Annotated in this window: 19 protein-coding genes; 11 read left to right on the top strand and 8 right to left on the bottom strand. The window is 65.5% G+C overall.

The window, feature by feature from the left end; translation table 11 throughout:
* Window positions 1-102: 102 nt before the first annotated feature.
* Window positions 103-498 carry a hypothetical protein gene (locus HYH07_RS18605; RefSeq protein ID WP_220003842.1) on the bottom strand — a complete coding sequence of 132 codons (396 nt, stop codon included), beginning with the start codon at window positions 496-498 and terminating at the stop codon, window positions 103-105.
* A gap of 233 nt (window positions 499-731) precedes the next feature.
* On the opposite strand from HYH07_RS18605, the gene HYH07_RS18610 reads away from it, so the two are divergent.
* A complete protein-coding gene (locus HYH07_RS18610; RefSeq protein WP_228749630.1) occupies window positions 732-3,302 on the top strand; it encodes a cation-translocating P-type ATPase in 2,571 nt (856 codons plus the stop codon).
* Here the strand turns inward: HYH07_RS18610 and HYH07_RS18615 are convergent.
* From HYH07_RS18615 to HYH07_RS18645, 7 genes are all read right to left on the bottom strand, one after another.
* Window positions 3,262-4,857 (bottom strand): MBL fold metallo-hydrolase, encoded by a 1,596-nt coding sequence (locus HYH07_RS18615; protein WP_220003843.1) that lies wholly within the window; start codon window positions 4,855-4,857, stop codon window positions 3,262-3,264. The two genes, HYH07_RS18610 and HYH07_RS18615, sit on opposite strands and share 41 nt — an antisense overlap.
* Window positions 4,854-5,786, bottom strand: coding sequence for a ribose-phosphate pyrophosphokinase (locus tag HYH07_RS18620; protein ID WP_220003844.1), 933 nt, complete (start codon window positions 5,784-5,786; stop codon window positions 4,854-4,856). The genes HYH07_RS18615 and HYH07_RS18620 overlap by 4 nt, the downstream gene beginning before the upstream one ends.
* A complete protein-coding gene (locus tag HYH07_RS18625; RefSeq protein WP_220003845.1) occupies window positions 5,783-7,324 on the bottom strand; it encodes a thymidine phosphorylase family protein in 1,542 nt (513 codons plus the stop codon). Before HYH07_RS18625 ends, HYH07_RS18620 begins: the two co-directional genes overlap by 4 nt.
* A 98-nt stretch (window positions 7,325-7,422) precedes the next feature.
* Entirely contained in the window at window positions 7,423-7,587 is a 165-nt protein-coding gene (locus HYH07_RS18630; protein WP_057753070.1) for a Flp family type IVb pilin, read from the bottom strand.
* Between the two features lie 184 nt (window positions 7,588-7,771).
* Window positions 7,772-7,951, bottom strand: coding sequence for a hypothetical protein (locus HYH07_RS18635; protein WP_220003846.1), 180 nt, complete (start codon window positions 7,949-7,951; stop codon window positions 7,772-7,774).
* Between the two features lie 186 nt (window positions 7,952-8,137).
* Complete coding sequence (locus tag HYH07_RS18640; RefSeq protein WP_220003847.1) at window positions 8,138-8,374, bottom strand: hypothetical protein; 237 nt, start codon at window positions 8,372-8,374, stop codon at window positions 8,138-8,140.
* 58 nt (window positions 8,375-8,432) lie between these two features.
* Window positions 8,433-9,434 (bottom strand): Ku protein, encoded by a 1,002-nt coding sequence (locus HYH07_RS18645; RefSeq protein WP_220003848.1) that lies wholly within the window; start codon window positions 9,432-9,434, stop codon window positions 8,433-8,435.
* Between the two features lie 233 nt (window positions 9,435-9,667).
* On the opposite strand from HYH07_RS18645, the gene HYH07_RS18650 reads away from it, so the two are divergent.
* From HYH07_RS18650 to HYH07_RS18695, 10 genes are all read left to right on the top strand, one after another.
* Entirely contained in the window at window positions 9,668-9,823 is a 156-nt protein-coding gene (locus tag HYH07_RS18650) for a hypothetical protein (RefSeq protein ID WP_220003849.1), read from the top strand.
* A gap of 240 nt (window positions 9,824-10,063) precedes the next feature.
* On the top strand, window positions 10,064-10,738 hold the full coding sequence (locus HYH07_RS18655; RefSeq protein ID WP_014496705.1) for a response regulator transcription factor: 675 nt from the start codon (window positions 10,064-10,066) through the stop codon (window positions 10,736-10,738).
* Between the two features lie 94 nt (window positions 10,739-10,832).
* Entirely contained in the window at window positions 10,833-12,209 is a 1,377-nt protein-coding gene (locus HYH07_RS18660) for a sensor histidine kinase (RefSeq protein ID WP_220003850.1), read from the top strand.
* A 148-nt stretch (window positions 12,210-12,357) separates the two neighbouring features.
* A complete protein-coding gene (locus HYH07_RS18665) occupies window positions 12,358-13,761 on the top strand; it encodes a hypothetical protein (RefSeq protein ID WP_220003851.1) in 1,404 nt (467 codons plus the stop codon).
* Between the two features lie 99 nt (window positions 13,762-13,860).
* The gene (locus HYH07_RS18670) at window positions 13,861-14,130 is read left to right on the top strand and encodes a hypothetical protein (protein WP_220003852.1); all 270 of its coding nucleotides are present in this window, start codon (window positions 13,861-13,863) and stop codon (window positions 14,128-14,130) included.
* Window positions 14,131-14,261: 131 nt separating this feature from the next.
* Window positions 14,262-15,377, top strand: coding sequence for a c-type cytochrome biogenesis protein CcmI (gene ccmI / locus HYH07_RS18675; RefSeq protein WP_220003853.1), 1,116 nt, complete (start codon window positions 14,262-14,264; stop codon window positions 15,375-15,377).
* Between the two features lie 37 nt (window positions 15,378-15,414).
* A complete protein-coding gene (gene ccmE, locus HYH07_RS18680) occupies window positions 15,415-15,906 on the top strand; it encodes a cytochrome c maturation protein CcmE (RefSeq protein ID WP_220003854.1) in 492 nt (163 codons plus the stop codon).
* The gene (locus HYH07_RS18685) at window positions 15,903-17,885 is read left to right on the top strand and encodes a heme lyase CcmF/NrfE family subunit (protein ID WP_220003855.1); all 1,983 of its coding nucleotides are present in this window, start codon (window positions 15,903-15,905) and stop codon (window positions 17,883-17,885) included. The genes ccmE and HYH07_RS18685 overlap by 4 nt, the downstream gene beginning before the upstream one ends.
* A gap of 3 nt (window positions 17,886-17,888) precedes the next feature.
* On the top strand, window positions 17,889-18,371 hold the full coding sequence (locus tag HYH07_RS18690; protein ID WP_220003856.1) for a cytochrome c-type biogenesis protein: 483 nt from the start codon (window positions 17,889-17,891) through the stop codon (window positions 18,369-18,371).
* Between the two features lie 307 nt (window positions 18,372-18,678).
* On the top strand, window positions 18,679-20,203 hold a 1,525-nt coding region (locus HYH07_RS18695), incomplete at its 3' end, for a Do family serine endopeptidase (protein ID WP_220003857.1).

The following is a 20,203-nucleotide window of genomic DNA, read 5'->3' on the forward strand; positions in this document are numbered from 1 at the left end:
GCTGTAGCCCGGATGGAGCGCAGCGTAATCCGGGACGGCTGCGCCCGCCAGCTCCCCGGATTTCGCTTCGCTCCATCCGGGCTACAAGTTTGGCGACCGGTCCTATTTGCAGTTCTTGCAAATCGTCAGCTTGCGCTTCAACGCCTCGTCTTCCTGATCGACCAACGACTGCGCGTCGAGGCCGTTTGCCGCCCGCGACCTCGCAGGCGGCGTCACCTGGCTCGGTGCGTCGCGGTCGTCAGTACCGACGCTGAAGCCGTCGTAGTCGGCGGCGGCTGCAGGGCTCGGCAGTTGCGGAAGCCCGCTGGTCGGAGGCGTCGACGGCACGCCGGCGGACGTTCGCGGCGAATTCTTCGTCCCCGCATGCGGCGCCGACGCATTGGGCGGAGCCAACGAAACCGGCGGCGTGGCCGAGTTCTGTCCTGTCGCGCGATCTTGTGACCAGGCGCCGATCAAGATGAGGCTGAGAGCCAGGAGCAAATTGCGTCTCGTCTGCATCTTTCAAATAGCCTTGGTTCAGCGATTGAGGGGTTCATCGAGCCGCGCCGGGAAGAATAACAGCCGTGACATGCGCGTCAAACTTGACGGAAATGGGAGCGACCCGAACGGGATGTCGCTTGTCGCGCGGAACGTTTGACCCACGTCAAGCCGGTGGCTGGTTGCGGCATGGCAAGATGACGGTGGTGATGCGGATGACACGTCCTCATCGAGCAAGGACTCTGGGAACTTCAATGAAACCGCCGGCGATGCAGGGGCTGACCGCGTCCGAAGCACAGGCCCGGCTGACGGCCGACGGCTTCAACGAGCTGCCGCGCACGGGCCGGCGGACGATCCTGCGTCTCATCGTCGAGGTGCTGCGCGAGCCGATGCTGCTGTTGCTGCTGGCCGGCGGCCTGATCTATTTCGTTCTGGGTGATCTTGCCGAGGCGTTGCTGCTTCTTGCCTTCGCATCGATCTCGATCGTCATCACCATCGTGCAGGAGGCCCGCACCGAGCGTGTGCTCGACTCGCTACGCGATCTGACCAGCCCGCGCGCACTGGTCATCCGGGGCGGCGAGCGTATCCGGATTCCCGGTCGTGAGGTCGTTCGCGGTGACCTGATCGTACTCTCCGAGGGGGATCGCGTGGCCGCCGACGCCACGGTCGTTCAAACCACCGATCTCCTGCTGGATGAATCGCTGCTGACGGGGGAATCGGTTCCAGTCAGAAAACAGGCCTTGCCGTCCCCCGAAACATCGATAGCGCCGCACGCCGGCGGCGATGACCAGCCATTCGTGTTCTCCGGCACGCTTGTGGTTCGCGGCAGCGGGGTGGCCGAAGTGACCTCGACCGGCGTCCTGAGCGAGATCGGCAAGATCGGGCAATCGCTGCATTCGCTGGCGACAGAAGCGCCCCGCCTGCAACAACAGACCACGCGGCTGGTGGCGACATTCGCCGTCGCCAGCGCCTTCGTGATCGGGTTGACCGTTCTCCTGTATGGGCTTTATCGCGGCGGCTGGCTGGAGGGCGTACTGGCCGGCATTGCGCTCGGCATGTCGATGCTCCCGGAGGAATTCCCTGTTGTCCTGACGGTGTTCCTCGCCATGGGTGCCTGGCGCATCTCCCAGGCGCGCGTGTTGACGCGGCGCGCCTCGGCCATTGAATCGCTGGGCGCCGCGACCGTGCTCTGCACCGACAAGACCGGCACGCTGACGGAAAACCGCATGACCGTTGCGCGCCTGGTGCTGCCCGACGGCACGCAATATACGCCTGAAACCGCGGTCCGCGCGGCGCCCGCGCTCGACCAGTTAATCGAGACCGGCGTGCTGGCCTGTGTCCGGGAGCCATTTGATCCGATGGAGAAGGCGTTGCATGCGCTGGCCTCCGACGCCGGCGCGGGCCGGCGGCTCGTGCAGAGCTATGGCTTGCGTCCCGATCTGCTCGCCATGTCGAACGTGTGGAGCGAGAGCGGCGATGGCTGCGTTGTCGCGGCGAAGGGCGCGCCCGAGACGATCGGCATGCTCTGCGGAATGAGTGCGGAAGAGTTGGCTGAATTGCGCTCGCGCATCGACGCGCTGGCGCGGGAAGGGCTCCGTGTGCTCGGCGTGGCGCGGGCGGACTGGACGGAGACCGATCTTCCCGAGACGCAACACGGCTTCCCTTTTCGCTTTTGCGGCTTGATCGCCTTTGCCGATCCGTTGCGGTTGCAAGTCAAGGACGCCATGGCCGAATGCCGCTCCGCAGGCATCCACGTGGTCATGATCACGGGCGATTATCCCGCAACCGCGTCGGCAATCGCGATACGGGCGGGCCTCGATCCCGAACGTGTCGTGACTGGAGCGGATGTCGAAGCCATGGGCGAGGCCGAACTCGCCGGCGCGGCGCGGGGACGGGCCGTCTTCGCGCGAATAGCACCGGCCCAGAAGCTGCGCATCGTCAATGCGCTCAAGGACGCCGGCGAGATCGTCGCCATGACGGGAGACGGCGTCAACGACGCCCCCTCGTTGAAGGCTGCCCATATCGGCATCGCCATGGGTGGTCGTGGCACCGACGTGGCGCGCGAGGCGTCCTCGATCGTTCTGCTCGACGACGATTTCGGCTCGATCGTGAAGGCGATCCGGCTTGGCCGCCGGATCTACGACAATCTGCGCAAGGCGATGAGCTTCATTCTCGCGGTCCACGTTCCGATCGCAGGACTTGCGCTGTTGCCGCTGCTCACGGGGATGCCGCTGCTGTTCGGCCCCGTTCACATCGCGTTTCTCGAGATGATCATCGATCCCGTCTGCTCTCTGGTCTTCGAAGCCGAGACCGAGGAGAGCGACGTGATGCGGCGGCCGCCGCGTTCGCCTGACGAGCCGCTCTTGCCAAGGTCGCTGCTGGTCTGGTCGGCGTTGCAGGGCGGCCTGGCGCTGGCCCTCACCGGCGGCGTGATGGTGACGGTAAACCGCTACGGCATGTCGGCGAACGAGGTCCGTGCGCTGACGTTCTTCTCGCTGGTGCTGGTGATCGTCAGCCTGATCTTCGTCAACCGCTCGTTCTCGACCTCGCTGGTCGAGGCGTTCACCCGGCCGAACCGCACGCTCGTCGTCATCGTCACCTTCGTGACGTCGGTGCTTGCCCTGAGCCTGGTGTGGCCGGCCGCGGCGGACCTGTTCCGCTTTGGTCCCCTTCATGCGGATGATCTCGCCGTCACGGCCGCGGTCGCGCTCGTCTGCCTCGTGTTGCTGGAACTATCGAAATATCCATTGCGTCGACGCGTGCCGAGTTCAGGGGCGGGCCCGCTTATGCCTTCTCGTCCAGGGCGCGGCGGAGCCGCCGGATGATGACGCCGCGGGCGCGGTCGTCGGCGGCTGCTGCCAGCCTGTCGTTGATGTCGAGCATGAGCTCCGACATCTCGTTGTGCCAGTCGAGGCGGGTCACGGCCTCGGGCGCGAGCCGCCGGCGGTGATCGACGTCGATCACGCGCGGTTCGGGGGCGGCGAGTTCATAGATGTCGTCCAGCATCGGCTGGTAGACCTTCGCCGCCGGAATGATGCGTTCGCCTACGCGCTCGGCCAGGCCCGCGATGGCGCTTTCCTCGCCGTGGACCAGGAACAGCCCGCGGGAAATGGGGCGGCGTGCCGCGATCCAGCCAGCCATGCCGGCGCCGTCGGCATGACCCGAATATTCGTCGATCATGCGGATCCGTGCCGCAACCCGGATTTCCTCGCCCTGGATGCGCACGGCCTTGGCGCCGTTCTGCAGGAAGCGGCCGAGCGTGCCGCTGGCCTGGAAGCCGGCGAGCAACACGGTCGCGCGTTCGTTCCAGAGCCACCGCTTCAGATGATGGCGGATGCGTCCGGCATCGCACATGCCGCTTGCCGCGATGATGATGTGAAATCCGCTGAGCCGCATGATCGCCTTGCTCTCATCGGCGGTCTCGGTGAATTTGAGATGCGGCGAGTTGAGCAGGCGGTCGGCGTCGACGCTCGGGTCGAGGCTCGCGGCGTGCCGGCGGAAGACTTCGGTGGCCCGGATCGCCAGCGGAGAATCGAGGAAGATCGGCGCGGTCGGAATCTCGCCGTGCTCCATCAGGTCGACGAGGTCGACGATCAGCTCCTGGGTGCGTTCGACCGCGAAGGCGGGGATCAGCAGTGCGCCTCCACCGGCCGCCGCCTCGCGCACCTCGGCGGCGAGATGCTGCCGGCGGAGCGCAGGTGTCGTGGCAGCTCGCACGCGGTCGCCATAGGTGGATTCCGAGATGACATAGTCGAGCTCAACAGGCGCTTCGGGATCGGGCTGCAGCAGCTTGGCCTCGGGCCCGACGTCGCCGGAGAGCAGCACGCGAAGCGGGCGTGGCGAGCCTTGCTCGGCGATTTCGAGCTCGATCGAGGCGGAGCCGAGCAAATGGCCGGCGTTCCAGTAGCGTGCGCGGACCCCTGGGATCACACTGGTCCAGTGTTCATAATCGACCGCGCGAAACGATTGCAGCGATGCGACCGCGTCGGCCTGTGTGTAGATCGGCTCGACTTCCTTACGGCCGCGAGCCTTGTTGCGCCGGTTCAGCTGCGCGACTTCGGACTCCTGGATATTGCCGGCGTCCGGCAGCATATAGGAGCAGAGGTCGATCGTGCCGCGCGTCGCCAGGATCTGCCCCGCAAAGCCTTCGCGCACGAGCTTCGGCAGCAGGCCGCTGTGGTCGATATGGGCGTGCGTGAGCAGGACTGTCCGGATATCGGCGGGACGAAACGGGAAGACGCCGTAATTGAGCTCCTTGAGCGTCTTCTGTCCCTGGAACAGGCCGCAATCGACCAGGAAGCCGCCGGCGGCGGTCTGGAACAGATAGCTGGAGCCGGTGACGGTGCGGGCAGCCCCGCAGAAGCGAATAGTGATGCTCATCTCGTCGTCTCCCGCGAGCGTGTCGTGCCGAGTTCGGACCGCAAGGCGGCGGCGAGAACCTCGTCGAGCGCGATCGCATTGGTCGGATGCGGCACGCTGTCGGTCGAACGGATCGACCGGATGCCGGCGTCGGTGAATGCGGTGGCCATCGCGGCCGGAAACAGCGCGTGCGTCACGACCGCATCGACGGCGGTTGCGCCCATCGCGCGCAGCGCACGCGCTGCGACCATCAATGTCGTTCCCGAGGAGACGATGTCGTCGACCATCAGCGCCGGTCGTCCTGCGAGCAGCGTCGGATCGGCAAAATCGATCTGGACGGAGCGATCGCCATGCCGCCTCTTGCGGGCCACCGTGTGCTGCAGCCGCAGCCGGCTCGCCAGATCGCTCACCCAGGGCTCGGACTCGGCGTCGGGACCGATCACGACCGTCGCCGGTTCGATGCCATCGGCGGCGAGGGCATCCGCGATCGCCGGCATCGCGGACAGGTTCTCCGCCTCGATATCTGGAAATACGGACCTGATGGCGGACGTGCGATGCAAGTGAGCGTCCACGGTGACGACGCGGTCCACCAGCGTTGCGAGCAGGCGGCCCATGGCGCGCTGGCTGATGGCCTCGCCCGGATGAAAAGCGATGTCCTGCCGCATGTAGCAGAGGTAGGGCGCGACCAGCACCAGCCGCCTGGCGCCATCGCGCCGCAGCGCCTCCGCGGCGAACAGCAGGGCGATGAGCTTGTCATTGGGCTGATCGAGCGGGGCAAAAAGGATGGTGGTGTCTGCTGCCGGCGCGACCGTGACGCGTAGCTCGCCGTCCGGAAAGCGGTGCAGGGCGATTTCGTCGCAGCCAAGCCCAGACCCGGAGTCAAGCCGCGCCGCAAGCCGTTTTGCCGCGCCGGTGCCGGAGGGCAGCGCTTGAAGCGCGATCGTGCTCACGACGGCGTCCTGCTCTGGAGAGGCTCATGACCGTTGAGAATGTACCCGGTCTCCTGCCGGGCGGCCGAGGCGGCCAGATCATGCTCGGGTCCGTCGAACGTGTAGACGCGATAGAGCGGCTCGCCCTGTTCGACACGGTCGCCGATCTTCTTGAACAGGCGAATGCCGGCCCCCTTGTCGAGCGGCGCACCCGCGGTGCGGGCGAGACGATTCAGGCGCAGGCAGTCGATCGCGGACACCGCGCCGTCATGTGCCGCCTTGACGTCGAAGCTGATGGGTCCGAGCTCGGTGCTGCATTTCGAGGGGCCCTGGGCGTCGATGATCTTCTGCATCTGCTTGAGCGCGGCGCCGCTTTCCAGCAGTTCGCGCGCACGTGCATAGCCGGCGCCGCCACGCAGCTTCGGATCGTATTCCAGCAGATGGGCGGCGAGACGCAGCGATTTCTCGCGCAGATCGTGCGGCGCATCCGCATCGTTGCCGAGCACCGCCATCACGTCGTTGGCTTCGAGCACCGGGCCGATGCCGTTGCCGATCGGCTGGCGGCCGTCGGTCGTGATCACCTCGACCGAGCGGCCGAACCGGTCGCCGACGAATTCGAACAGCTTTCGCAGCCGCATCGCGTCGATGGCGCTGGTGACCTTCGCGGTCGGCCCGACCGGAATGTCGATCAACAGATGCGTCGATCCCGCCGCGATCTTCTTGGACATGATGGAGGCGACCATCTGTTCGCGGGTGTCGAGGCTCAGCGGCCGTTCGACCGAGATCAGCACGTCGTCGGCCGGCGAAAGGTTCACGTGCCCGCCCCAGATCAGACATCCGTTGCAGGAGGAGACGATCGACTTCATTTCCTCGACGCCGACATTCACCCGCGCCAGCACTTCCATCGTGTCGGCCGTTCCGGCCGGCGAGGTGATGGCGCGCGAGGAGGTCTTCGGAATCGGCAGGCCGTGGGCCGCGACGATCGGCACCACCACCATCGAGGTGCGGTTGCCGGGAATGCCGCCGATGCAGTGCTTGTCGACCACGATCGGGTCCGGCCACACCAGCTGCGTGCCGACCTGGGCCATGGCGCCGGTGAGGGCCAGCAGTTCGTCACTCGTGATGAAGCTCGCCGAACCGATCAGGAAGGCGGCGATCTCCATGTCGGAATAGCGAAAATGGGCAAGGTCGTTGATGATCGCGCTGATCTCCGCCTGATCGAGCGTTCGACCGCGGATCTTGGCGCGCACCGCCTCGAGGCTTTCCGGCGGCGCGGCCGGCGCCACCGTGACCAAGGTGCCGACCGGCTTGCCGAAGCGGTGGAACGCAGGCTCGGAAAGACCGATTTCGTCCTGGGCTGCCAACGCGTCATCATCGGTGATCAGCAGCGTCGCGAGCAGCGTCTTGTCGTCCAGCCGAAGCTCGACGCGGCTGAAGCCGCGAAATATATCGGCACGCAGCGCCTTTGACCGCCTGGAAATGACGACGATGTTTTCGCGGCCCGTATCGAGATGGACACGGCGTATCTTGAGCGGGAGAGGTGACAGATCAGGTTTCATGGACGGACCGCAAAGCTGGGTCCGTCATGCTTAGCTGCCGCTGTCTCGGCGGGCTTGACTCAGATCATGGTCCGCGAGATCGGCTGCCCATTGCGAGCCTACTTCGTGGCCGCGCTGATCGAGTTGAATTTGTTGCTCAGGAGGACGCTGCCGGTGTTGGTCACGATGGTGACGATGGCGAGCGCGATGCCGGCGGCGATCAGGCCATACTCGATCGCGGTGGCGGCACTTTCATCGGCAAGAAAAGACCTGAGCACAATCATCGCCAACTCCTGTTCATCCGGTCCAATGTAGCCGCGCGTCGTTATCAAACTGGTAAATCGATCGAAGAGGCGCTGTTCGCGCGTCAAATTCGCGGGTCCGGCCGACCAGCCTGCCGTGTCTTAACGCGGCAGCCGTTAAACGAAGGTTTCATTATCCGCTGCAAATGAGCGGAAGCGGCCAGCCTCAATTGCTGGTGGTGTGTCCCGGCGCGCCCTTGCGCGGACGTCCCAGCGCTGCCGCGAGGCGTCCGAACAGATCGCGCATGACAAGCGGCCGCGCCCGCAGCACCGTGTCGGCGATGCGCTCTTCCTCGGCCTCACTCACGATGCCGATGTAGTTCTTCCTGGCGTCCTGTTGCGGCACGGTGGTGCGAACCCTGGCTCAATCGATGGAACCATGGTGCGCGCAAAGGCAATCAGCGGTTAATTTTTTGTCCCGTAGGAATACCCGGTGCGGCAAGTTGGCATCGTCGTGCCAAAATAGACCCGGCCGCTTAAGGGATTGTTGAGGCTGTTCGTCAACCGACCGGCAAGCATGCCGATCATGGCCTCAATCGCGCCGGCCGTTCCCATTCAACGCGCGCAACATGCCGATGCGGGCGAACAGCAGCCAGCCACCGCCGCTCTCCGCCGCGTTGATCAGCATCTCGATTGCGGTCTGCCAGCGCGGCTCCTGCTGCTCCTCCTCAGGCAGTCGCATGATGAAGTCAGCGGCCTCTTGCAGCGTGCGCAGGCTGCGTCCGCCGCGCAAGCCGATCGGATCGGCGAACGGCGTCGACCAGGGCATGTCAGTCCGCTCGATCGGAAAGGGAAGACGTCACGGCGCGGCCGGCGGTGTGATGCGGTCAGCCGGCCTTCTTGGTCCGTGTCGTCGTCGCGCGCACCGGCTTGTCGGCCTTCTTCGGCGCGGCTTCCTTGGCTGCGGCCTCCTTGCCGCCCTTGCCGGAGATCGGCAGCAGCATCTCGCGCTGACCCTCGACGCGCTTCTTCGGCTTCTTGGCCTTTGCAGTTTCCTTCGCAGTTTCCTTGGCAGTCTCCTTGGCGACCTTCGCCGCGGGCGCCGCGTCCTTCTCGTTTGCGAGGCTCTTCTTCAGCGCGTCCATCAGATTGATGACGTTGCCGCCGCTCTTCGGCGTGGCCTTCGCCGCGATCGGCGTGCCGGCGCGCTTCTTGTTGATGAGATCGATCAGCGCGGTCTCGTAGTGATCCTCGAACAGCTCGGGCTCGAACGCGCCGGACTTCTTCTCGACGATATGCTTGGCGAGGTCGAGCATATCCTTCGTCAGCTTCACGTCCTGGATGTCGTCAAAATATTCCTTTTCGCTGCGCACTTCGTAGGGGTAGCGCAGCAGCGTGCCCATCAGTCCGCTCTCAAGCGGCTCCAGCGCAATGATGTGCTCGCGGTTGGTCAGCACCACGCGGCCGATCGCCACCTTGTCCATGCTGCGGATGGTCTCGCGGATCACCGCATAGGCGTCGTGGCCGACCTTGCCGTCGGGCACGAGGTAATAGGGGCGTATCAGGTAGCGGTTGTCGATGTCGGCCTTCGGCACGAACTCGTCGATCTCGATCGTATGGGTCGAATCCAGCGCGATGTCGTCGAGCTCGTCCTTGGTGACCTCGATATAGGTGTCGGTATCGACCTTGTAGCCCTTGACGATGTCCTCGGAGGTCACCTCGTCGCCGGTCTCGGCGTCGACCTTCAGATATTTGATCCGGTGGCCCGTCTTGCGATTGATCTGGTTGAACGAGACCTTCTCGGTATCCGACGTGGCCGGATACAGCGCAACCGGGCAGGTCACGAGCGAGAGACGCAGAAAACCCTTCCAATTGGCGCGGGGGGCCATGGGCTACTCCAAACGCAACAGGGACAGACCTATGAGGATACCATCGGGGAACACCGAATCATACAGAGGTTCGGTCGGAATCTTGCAACTGCGTTAACCAGTCGCTCGCCACGGCGGTCCGACCGATCCAGTCCCAAATGCCGGAACATCAAATCGGATCGGGCGTTGGCTCGGGACAGAGGGCCGTAAGGAGGTCGCGGCCATCGGAGACGACATCCAAGATTGAGGTCACCATGGCAACCACGCGCGAGGACCGTCAGATCGTCGAAACAGCGACCGAGGCACGCCAGGGCGAACCTGGGCCGTCGGTGGCCGCGCTGCTCGCCATTTCGACCGGGCTTGCGATCCTGATCCTCGCCGTCGTCTGGTTCGTGTTCTTCCGGACCTGACGGCGACGTCGAAGGCAAATTGACAGGAAGGGCGGACCTTCCGAATAGCCGCAAGACGCGGCAGATTGCGCCCGTCATGCCGCCGGCTCGCCCGGCCGCCTGACGGGCGCAGTCGCATTGACTGAGACCATCGGTATATGACCAAAAAGTAACGCGGCGGGTTCCCGGCGTTCATATTCAGTTCACGCCGGAATTGCTCATCTGGTGCGGTGTTGATGCGGCCTAATTCTGGAGAGAAGCGTGCGCCTGCTTGTTGTTGAGGACGACCCTGATCTCAATCGCCAGCTCACCAAGGCGCTGACGGACGCCGGCTATGTCGTCGATCGCGCCTTCGACGGAGAGGAGGGGCACTATCTCGGCGACAACGAACCGTACGACGCCGTGGTGCTCGATATCGGCCTGCCCAAGAAGGACGGCATCTCGGTGCTGGAGGCCTGGCGCCGCAACGGCCGCACCATGCCGGTTTTGATCCTCACCGCTCGCGATCGCTGGAGCGACAAGGTACAGGGCTTCGATGCCGGCGCCGATGATTACGTGCCAAAGCCGTTCCACCTCGAGGAGGTGCTGGCGCGCATCCGCGCGCTGCTGCGCCGCTCCACCGGCCATGCCCAGAGCGAACTCTCTTGCGGACCCGTCACGCTCGACACCCGCACTGGCCGGGTCAGCGTCTCCGGCAATCCCGTGAAGATGACCTCGCACGAATATCGGCTTCTGGCCTACCTCATGCACCATTCGGGGCGCGTGGTGTCGCGCACGGAGCTGGTCGAGCACCTCTACGACCAGGATTTCGACCGCGACTCCAACACGATTGAGGTCTTTGTCGGCCGCATCCGCAAGAAGCTCGACGTCGACATCATCCAGACCGTCCGTGGCCTCGGCTATCTCCTGACCCCGCCGCCGGCCCCCGGCGCCTGAGCAGTGCAGGCTTGACGGGCGGCCCGAGGCGGGCCTTGGTCCTGATATGACCGCCGACGCCATGCCACCACCTCGCGCCACCGGGATCATCCCGATGCCCGCCAGCTCGCTTGCGAACCGCCTGTTTCTGTCGGCGACCGCCTGGCTCGTGGTGATCCTGGCCATCACGGGCGTGGTGCTGTCGTCGGTCTACAAGAACGCGACCGAGCGGGCCTTCGACCGCCGTCTCAACCTCTATCTGCGCACCCTCATTGCAGAGGTCGCCACCCCCGACGAGCCGCCGGACCGCCAGTTCCAGTCGCTCGGCGAGCCCCTGTTCGAGCTGCCGCTGTCCGGCTGGTACTGGCAGATCACGCGCACCGACACCGAGAAGCCGGAGCTGCGCTCCTCGCGCTCGCTGTGGGACAAGAAGCTGCCGAAGCTGGAAGATCAGGGCGTCGAGCTCACGGCCGCTGGAATTCGCCTGGCCTATGTCGACGGGCCGGAAGGGCAGAACCTGCGCATGGTCGAGCGTCCGGTCGATCTCGGCGCCGACGGCAAATACCTCGTCAGCGTCGCCGGCGATTCCACCGAGATCTTCGATGAGACCCGCAGCTTCGACTATTACCTCGGCGGCACCTTCACCGCGCTCGGCATCGTGCTGCTGCTGACCACCGTATTCCAGGTCCGCTTCGGTCTCGCACCGCTCAAGCGTATCTCGGAAGCCATCGCCGACATTCGTTCCGGCAGGGCCGAGCGGCTCGAGGGCGAATTTCCGGTCGAGATTGCGCCGCTGGCGCGCGAGACCAACGCGCTGATCGACGCCAACAGGGAGATCGTCGAGCGGGCGCGCACCCATGTCGGCAATCTCGCCCATGCGATCAAGACGCCGCTGTCCGTGATCGTCAACGAGGCCGGAACGCACGCGGCCGATCCGTTCGCGGCCAAGGTGATGGAGCAGGCGGACGTCATGCGTAGCCAGCTCGCGCATCATCTGGAGCGCGCCCGCATCGCGGCGAGGGTCTCGATCGTCGGCACCGTGACGGAGGTCGCCCCCGCCATCGAGGCGCTGCGGCGGACCATGGAGAAGATCTATCGCGGCCGCGGCGTCGCGGTCGAGGCCAAGGCCGAACCGTCGGCGAAATTCCGGGGCGAGCGCCAGGATCTGGAGGAGATGGTCGGAAATCTCGTCGACAATGCCTGCAAATGGGCGGCTTCGCGGGTCTTCATCGAGGTCTTGGTCGAGCCACCCGCTCAGGCGGGCGCCGGGCCCCGGCTACGGGTGATCGTCGATGATGACGGGCGCGGCCTCTCGGAGGCCGAGCGCGCCCAGGTCTCCCGGCGCGGCCAGCGGCTCGACGAATCGAAGCCGGGCTCAGGGCTCGGGCTCTCGATCGTGACTGACCTTGCCGCGCTCTACGGCGGCAGCCTCTCGCTCGGCAGCGCCCCGATCGGGGGCCTGCGGGCCGAGCTGGTGCTGCCGGGAATTTAATCCTCTGATCTCGCTCGATTATTTGGGCTTCCGGTGCAAACCGGATGGTTTCGGAACAGCTTCCTCAACGGCTTCTTAAGGCGCGCCCACCTATGATCAGGGCGGACGCATCCCACGTCTGCCATTTTACCATGCATCACCCGGGCGCATGAGCCAGACATCGATCGAGCGGCTGAGGGAATATCTCGCACAGCTCCCGCCGCAGGCGCAGGCGCTGCTGATGCGGGAGTTCGAACGCGCACTCGAGCGCGGCCAGGACACGGCTGTCGCGACCCTCGTGCTCGAGCAGTTGCGCAAGATCGTGCGCAAGACCGAAGCCGACGAAGCTGCGCCGCCGCGTACCGATGATCTGTCACGGCTGCTGTTCCAGGTGCTGGAACCGTTCCTGGTGGAGGCCGGAGCCCCGATCCGGGTCGGCCAGATCCGCCGCTCCTCGCTGCATCCGATCTGGCAATGGCTTGGCCGCGACGGTGCTCCCGACAAGATCAGCGAATTCGAGGCGGCGCTGGCGCGCATGCAGGCGACAGACAATTCGGGGCAGGTCGAGGCGCTGACGCTCAAGCTTCAGGCCGTAGCCGCGGACGCCATCTTCGAGCTGACGGGACCGGGCGGCGGCGACAAGTCGCGTGCGCTCGCCCGGGTCGGTCCGCCCAGCGTGATCGAGGACCTCTATTCGATCGGTGCGGTGCTCGCCGTTCGCGAGGCCCTCGGCACGCTCAATGAAAAGCTGCCGCGCTTCCTGCGCCAGTTCGGCGATCCCCAGATCGCCTCGGTGACCGCGGCGCTCAACATTCCCGTGCTGCAGACGCCGCAAATGCTGCCCTTTGCGTTGTCCGTGGTGGTTCAGCGCATGACCGCGCCCTGGCAGATCATTCGTCTCGCCATCAAGATCGCCGCGTCCGACGACGAGATTCGCGTCGCGGCGACCCCGTATGGCGTCGCCGTCACGATGGCGCTGCACGATCTGTCTCGCGTTGCCGCCAATCTGCGCATGGACATCAAGCGCGGCCATTTCGAGACCGTCGCCGACAATCTGAAAGCGCTGCATGATGGCGTGCGCGGCCTGCGCACCGAACTCGACCTGCGCAACGATTCGGCCTGGGGCAAGCAGCTGACCGCAATCCGGGCCGACATCTCCAATGCCCTGCAATCGGAAATCGACAGCGTTCCCGGCCGGGTTCGCCGTATCCTGCGCCAGCGCCCCGAAAAGGACATTCCACCCGGGGCACGGATCGACACCACCGACGTCGAGGAAACCGTGGCGCTGATCGACTTCGTCGCGACCTGCCGCAACTATGCCAGCGAACTCGCCATCAACGAGGTGACGCTGCGCACCTATTCCGACCTCCAGCAATATGTCGAACGCTCGACCGAGCAGGCGGTGCAGTCGCTGCGCGGCGCAGATCACAAGGTCCGCGCCTACCGGCAGCAGCAGGTGCAGGCCGCAATCCGCTTCTGCCAGGTGCTGTTCGGCGACGATTACGCCTCCCTGATGAGCCGCGCCGCGGAGAACGCCGCGACCGGCGAACGCAAATCGACGCGCGCAAGCTGATTCAAGCGCATCTCTTCGCAATCACAATTTGTGGTTGACGGTGTGGCTTATGAGCCCTACGCTCGCCGTGCAAGTTCTTGGAATTCTATTTGTCGGCGCATGAAACCCATTATCAGCTCGATCGAAATTGAGAACCGCGTCATTGTTGCCAAATATCGGAGGCTGATGGTCGGCGCGAAGATGGTGCTGGTCGATAAGGCGAGCGGTCGGCAGCTGGCTGAGACGGTCACCCGGGTGGCATCGCCTGTTCCGGTCGGAGCCTTGCGGATCAGACTGCCTGAGGCCATCGAGCCGGGAACATACTTCCTGAGGGCCTTCAACGGGCATGGCGAGGACGCCGCTCGGAGCGCGGACTTCGATATCGGCTAAGCCGTTGGATCTTCACTGTTTCGGGACGGTGTGGGCTCGCGCTGAATTGACAATTGTCAATTGCCGCATCATCCGGCCGTGGTGTAAAGCCACGTACGGGCGCGGTTCGCGCGCTGCCGGAAGCTTGCCTGATGACGCTATGGTTCGTGTTCGCGCTGATGACGGTCGCGGCGATATTCGCCGTGCTCTGGCCGCTCGGCCGTGGCGGGCGTCCTGACAATCAAGGCAGCGAGGTCGCGGTCTACAAGGACCAGCTGGCTGAGATCGAGCGCGACCTTGCCGCTGGACTGATCGCGGCGCCGGAAGCCGAGGCGGCGCGAATCGAGATCAGCCGCAGGCTGCTCGCCGCTGCTGGCAGCGAGCCCTTGCCCGCGCCGGATTCCAGCCTGAAATGGCGCCGTGCGGCATCCGTTCTCGCGCTTGTCGGCCTGCCCTTGGTGGCGGTCGCGATCTACGTCCCGCTCGGCTCGCCTGCGCTTCGTGATTTCCCGCTGGCGCAGCGACAGCGCGGCGCGGGGCCAGGCATGGCACAGTCGCTCGAGAACCTGGTCGCGCAGGTTCAGCAGCACCTGGAGAAGAATCCGACCGACGGCCGCGGCTGGAACGTGCTTGCGCCGGTGCTGGAGCGGCTCGGCCGTTTCGAAGAGGCGGTGCGCGCCTATCGCAATTCCATCACCTACAATGGCGAAAGCCCGGAGCGCCGCGCCGATCTCGGTGAGGCGATCACGGCCGCTGCGGGCGGCGTGGTGACGGCGGAGGCCAAGGCAGAATTCGAGCGCGCGCATGCGCTGAGCGCTGACGATCCCAAGGCGAACTATTTCCTGGGGCTCGCCGCCGAGCAGGACGGCCGCAAGGAGGACGCGGCCAATATCTGGCGCGCGCTGCTGGCGAAGGCGCCGGCGGATGCGCCGTGGCGGCCGCTGGTGCAGAGCTCGCTCGCGCGCCTTGCCGGTGGTGGCGTGACGATGCCGGCGCTGTCCGACGAGACCATCGCGGCCTCCAAGGAGATGAACGACGGTGATCGCAACGCCATGATCCGCGGCATGGTCGAACGTCTCGCCACGCGTCTCAAGCAGAACGGCGACGACGTCGAGGGCTGGCTGCGCCTGGTTCGTGCTTATCTTGTGATGGGTGACCGCGACAAGGCGCTTGGTGCGACGACCGATGCCCGCCAGGCGGTCGCCAGGGATGCCGAGCGGCTGCGCCAGCTCAATGAAGGCCTCAAGAATCTCGGGCTCGACGGATGATTGTCGCCGCGAAAGACGAGCGGAGAACGGATACGCCATGACGCGCAAGCAGCGACGTATGACCATCATCGGCGGCTCGCTCGCCGTGCTCGCGCTCGCGGCCGCGCTGGTGCTCAACGCCTTGCGCGACTCCATCGTGTTCTTCTCGACCCCGACCATGGTGGCCGAGAAGCATGTCGCCCCCGGCAAGCGCTTTCGCCTCGGCGGACTGGTGCAGCCCGGTTCGCTCCAGCGCGGCGACAATCTCGCCGTGACGTTTGAGGTCGCCGACGGCGGCGCCAAGCTGCCCGTCGCCTACAAGGGCATCCTGCCAGATCTGTTCCGCGAAGGGCAGGGCGTCGTCGCCGAGGGCGCGCTCGATGCCTTTGGCGTGTTCAAGGCCGACACCGTGCTCGCCAAGCACGACGAGACTTACATGCCCAAGGACGTCGCCGATGCCCTGAAGAAGCAGGGCCATTGGAAGGATGATTACGCTGGAAAGCCCGCGGCGACGACGGCGCAGGGCAATTCGCAGGGAGCGGTGCGGTGATCGCGGAAGCCGGACATTACGCGCTGGTGCTGGCGCTCGCGCTGGCGCTGATCCAGTCCTTCGTGCCTGTCATCGGCGCGCGCCTGCGCGATCCCGCGCTGATGAACGTCGCGCGCTCCACCGCGCTGGCGCAGCTGCTGTTCGTCGCTGCCGCGTTCGTCGCGCTGGTGACGTTGCACGTGAACTCGGATTTCTCGGTCGCCAATGTCTACGAGAATTCCCACTCAATGAAGCCGCTGATCTACAAGATCACCGGCGTGTGGGGAAACCATGAAGGCTCGATGCTGCTCTGGGTGTCGATCCTCGCGCTGTTCGGCGGACTGGTCGCGGCCTTCGGCAACAATCTGCCGCTGTCGCTGCGTGCGCATGTGCTCGCCGTCCAGGCCTGGATCGCCAGCGCCTTCTATCTCTTCATCCTGATCACCTCGAACCCGTTCCTGCGCATCGCCAATCCGCCGATCGAGGGGCGCGACCTCAATCCGGTGCTTCAGGACATCGGCCTCGCCGTGCATCCGCCGATGCTCTATCTCGGCTATGTCGGTTTCTCGATCTCGTTCTCCTTCGCGATCGCAGCGCTGCTCGAGGGGCGGATCGACGCGGCCTGGGCGCGTTGGGTGCGGCCGTGGACGCTGGTGGCCTGGATCTTCCTGACGCTCGGCATCGCGATGGGCTCCTACTGGGCCTATTACGAGCTCGGCTGGGGCGGCTGGTGGTTCTGGGACCCGGTCGAGAACGCCTCGCTGATGCCGTGGCTCGCAGGCACTGCGCTCTTGCATTCGGCGCTGGTGATGGAAAAGCGCAACGCGCTGAAGGTCTGGACCATTCTTCTATCAATCCTGACCTTCTCGCTGTCGTTGCTCGGTACCTTCCTGGTGCGGTCGGGCGTCATCACCTCCGTGCATGCCTTCGCCAATGATCCGACCCGCGGGGTCTTCATCCTGCTGATCCTCTGCCTGTTCATCGGCGGCAGCCTGTCGCTGTTCGCGGGCCGCGCCACCTCGCTGAAGCAGGGCGGCCTGTTTGCGCCGATCTCGCGCGAGGGCGCGCTGGTGCTGAACAATCTGCTGCTGACGGTGGCCTGCGCGGTCGTGCTGTTCGGAACGCTCTATCCATTGGCGATGGAAGTGCTCGCGGACTTCAAGATGTCGGTGGGCGCCCCGTTCTACAATCTGACCTTCGTGCCGCTGTTCGCGCTGCTGCTGCTTGCGGTCCCGTTCGGACCGATGCTGGCCTGGAAGCGCGGCGACCTGCTCGGCGTCACCCAGCGTCTGCTGGCGGCCGGGGTCGCCGGCCTTGTCGTGGTCGCGATTGTCTGGGCCTGGACGCGCGGCGGCAGCGCGCTGGCGCCGCTCGCGATCGGGCTTGGGGTCTTTGTCATCGCCGGCGCCGTCACCGATATGGCTGAGCGAACCGGCCTGTTTCGCCTCCCGTTCGCGACGACATTGCAACGTGCCCGCGGCCTGCCGCGCTCGGCCTGGGGCACGGCGTTTGCCCATGCCGGCCTTGGCGTCGCGTTGATCGGGATCGTCTGCGAGACCACCTGGAACAGCGAATATATCGCGACGATGAAGCCGAACGACGTCGCAGAGGTCGCCGGTTATGAGTTGAAGCTCGACGGCCTGCTCGAGCGCCAGGGGCCGAACTATCGCGAGATGGTCGCCCAGTTCAACGTTAGCAGCGGCGGCGAAGCGCTCAGCCTCATGACGCCCTCGAAGCGCAGCTTCACGACGCGCGGCTCCTCGACCACCGAGGCCGCGCTTTTGACCCGCGGCGCGAGCCAGCTCTACATCTCGCTCGGTGACGTCACCACTGAGGGCGCCATCGCGGTCCGCATCTATCACAAGCCGTTCGTGCTGCTGATCTGGTGGGGCCCGGTGCTGATGGCGTTCGGCGGCATGCTGTCGCTGTCCGACCGGCGCTTGCGCGTCGGCGCGCCGAAGCCGGCGCGGGCCAAGCAGCGCCTGCAACCGGCGGAGTGATCGATGCGCCGGATGATGTCCGCGATCGTAGCGCTGATGCTGCTGGCCGCGCCTGCGGTGCACGCCGTGCAGCCCGACGAGATCATGGCGGATCCCATCAAGGAGGCGCGTGCGCGCGAATTGTCGCGCGAGCTGCGCTGCATGGTCTGCCAGAACCAGTCGATCGACGATTCAGATGCGCCGCTCGCGCGCGACCTGCGACTGCTCGTGCGGGAGCGGATCGCGGCCGGCGACAGCAATTCGCAGGTCCTCGATTTCCTGGTCGCGCGCTACGGCGAGTTCGTGCTGCTGAGGCCGCGTTTCGAACGGCAGACCATGCTGCTCTGGTTGCTCGCGCCGCTGCTGCTCGCCGGGGGCGGCTTTGCACTGTGGCGGCAGAACCGCCGTCGTGCGCGGGAAGGTGCAAATGTACCGACGCCGCCGCTGACACCGGACGAGGAGGCGAAGCTCGCCGCGTTGATGTCCGAGGACGCAAAGTCCTCTTGAGCCCACAGTGATACGTAAGGTCGCGGGCGCAGCGCGTTTCATGCTCTGCTGACCTTTGTCGTCGACGAATTCATCGCCAGCGTCCGGGCCAGCTGAAGGCGCTTGGCGCCGGTCGCCGGAACCGCGTTAAGTTCCTGTCAGATCACGATTTTCGGCCTGCGCTAAACTGCCGCATGCCGGCATGGTCTTTATTACAAAAGTTTAACCCGCCAGCCAGCGCGCGGTAAGGCGCAAGTCCCCATGTTCAGGTCCGCAAAGGTGCCGCTATCAGGCACCGCATGGATTTCAAGGCGCTGGAGACCTCTGCATGACCGACCGTTCCGATCTCACCAACCTTCCGTCATACCGGCAACCCCGCCGCTCGGTGTTATCAGCCCGCAGGATCGCGCTGATGGCCTCGGTGGTCGCCGGACTCGGCATCGCCGTCCACGGCTTCAGCCCGTCGACGTCGCCCGCGGACCTGTTCTCGAGCCCGGCGCACGCGCAGGTCAACAACGAGGTCAAGAAGGTCGAGCGTCCGATCGGTTTCGCCGACATCGTCGAGCGCGTGAAGCCCTCGGTGATCTCGGTCAAGGTCAACATCAAGGAGAAAACTGCGAGCAACGACGACGGCGATGATTCCGCCTCGCCGTTCCAGCCGGGTTCGCCGATGGAGCGCTTCTTCCGCCGCTTCGGAGGTCCGGATGGCATCCCCGGTCTGAAGGGCGGTGGTCGTGGCCGCGTCGTGCAGGGCCAGGGCTCCGGCTTCTTCATCTCGGCTGACGGTTATGCCGTGACCAACAACCACGTGGTCGACGGCGCCGACAAGGTCGAGGTCACCACCGACGACGGCAAGACCTACAGCGCCAAGGTGATCGGCACCGACCAGCGTACCGATCTGGCTCTGATCAAGGTCGAGGGCGGCTCGAACTTCCCGTTCGCCAAGCTCGCGGACAGCAAGCCGCGGATCGGCGACTGGGTGCTCGCGGTCGGCAACCCCTTCGGCCTCGGCGGCACCGTCACCGCGGGCATCGTCTCGGCCAGCGGCCGCGACATCGGCAACGGCCCCTATGACGATTTCATTCAGATCGACGCGCCCGTGAACAAGGGCAATTCCGGCGGTCCGGCGTTCGACACCAACGGTGAGGTGATGGGTGTCAACACCGCGATCTACTCGCCCTCCGGCGGCAGCGTCGGCATCGCGTTCTCGATCCCCGCCGCGACGGTGAAGAGCGTCGTCGCCCAGCTGAAGGACAAGGGCTCGGTCAGCCGCGGCTGGATCGGCGTGCAGATCCAGCCCGTTACCTCTGATATCGCCGACAGCCTCGGCATGAAGAAGGCCGAAGGCGCGCTGGTGGCGGAGCCGCAGAAGGATGGTCCGGCCGCGAAAGCGGGCATCGAATCCGGCGACGTGATCACATCGGTCAACGGCGAAGCCGTCAAGGATGCGCGCGAGCTCGCCCGCACCATCGGCGGCATGGCGCCCGGCGCGTCCGTGAAGCTCAACGTGCTGCACAAGGGCCAGGACAAGGTTGTGACCCTGACCCTCGGCCAGCTGCCGAACACGGTCGAGGCCAAGGCCGACATCGATAACGACAGCGGCAAGGGCGCCAGCAAGGGCACTGACGTGCCGAAGCTCGGCATGACCGTTGCGCCCGCCAACTCCGTGGCCGGCGCCGGCAAGGACGGCGTCGTGGTCACCGAAGTCGATCCGAAGAGCGCCGCGGCCGAACGCGGCTTCAAGGAAGGCGACGTGATCCTCGAAGTCGGCGGCAAGAGCGTGAGCACCGCCGGCGACGTCCGCGACGCCATCAACACGGCGCGGACCGACAACAAGAACAGCGTCCTGATGC

Source organism: Bradyrhizobium sp. BR 10261 (assembly GCF_019455395.1).
Classification (GTDB): domain Bacteria; phylum Pseudomonadota; class Alphaproteobacteria; order Rhizobiales; family Xanthobacteraceae; genus Bradyrhizobium; species Bradyrhizobium manausense.

Excerpts from the sequence above, each read along its gene's own strand:
- HYH07_RS18605 (WP_220003842.1), bottom strand. The coding sequence starts at position 498 with ATGCAGACGAGACGCAATTTGCTCCTGGCTCTCAGCCTCATCTTGATC.
- HYH07_RS18610 (WP_228749630.1), top strand. The coding sequence starts at position 732 with ATGAAACCGCCGGCGATGCAGGGGCTGACCGCGTCCGAAGCACAGGCC.
- HYH07_RS18615 (WP_220003843.1), bottom strand. The coding sequence starts at position 4,857 with ATGAGCATCACTATTCGCTTCTGCGGGGCTGCCCGCACCGTCACCGGC.
- HYH07_RS18625 (WP_220003845.1), bottom strand. The coding sequence starts at position 7,324 with ATGAAACCTGATCTGTCACCTCTCCCGCTCAAGATACGCCGTGTCCAT.
- HYH07_RS18630 (WP_057753070.1), bottom strand. The coding sequence starts at position 7,587 with ATGATTGTGCTCAGGTCTTTTCTTGCCGATGAAAGTGCCGCCACCGCG.
- HYH07_RS18640 (WP_220003847.1), bottom strand. The coding sequence starts at position 8,374 with ATGCCCTGGTCGACGCCGTTCGCCGATCCGATCGGCTTGCGCGGCGGA.
- HYH07_RS18645 (WP_220003848.1), bottom strand. The coding sequence starts at position 9,434 with ATGGCCCCCCGCGCCAATTGGAAGGGTTTTCTGCGTCTCTCGCTCGTG.
- HYH07_RS18650 (WP_220003849.1), top strand. The coding sequence starts at position 9,668 with ATGGCAACCACGCGCGAGGACCGTCAGATCGTCGAAACAGCGACCGAG.
- HYH07_RS18660 (WP_220003850.1), top strand. The coding sequence starts at position 10,833 with ATGCCCGCCAGCTCGCTTGCGAACCGCCTGTTTCTGTCGGCGACCGCC.
- HYH07_RS18665 (WP_220003851.1), top strand. The coding sequence starts at position 12,358 with ATGAGCCAGACATCGATCGAGCGGCTGAGGGAATATCTCGCACAGCTC.
- HYH07_RS18670 (WP_220003852.1), top strand. The coding sequence starts at position 13,861 with ATGAAACCCATTATCAGCTCGATCGAAATTGAGAACCGCGTCATTGTT.
- ccmI (WP_220003853.1), top strand. The coding sequence starts at position 14,262 with ATGACGCTATGGTTCGTGTTCGCGCTGATGACGGTCGCGGCGATATTC.
- ccmE (WP_220003854.1), top strand. The coding sequence starts at position 15,415 with ATGACGCGCAAGCAGCGACGTATGACCATCATCGGCGGCTCGCTCGCC.
- HYH07_RS18690 (WP_220003856.1), top strand. The coding sequence starts at position 17,889 with ATGCGCCGGATGATGTCCGCGATCGTAGCGCTGATGCTGCTGGCCGCG.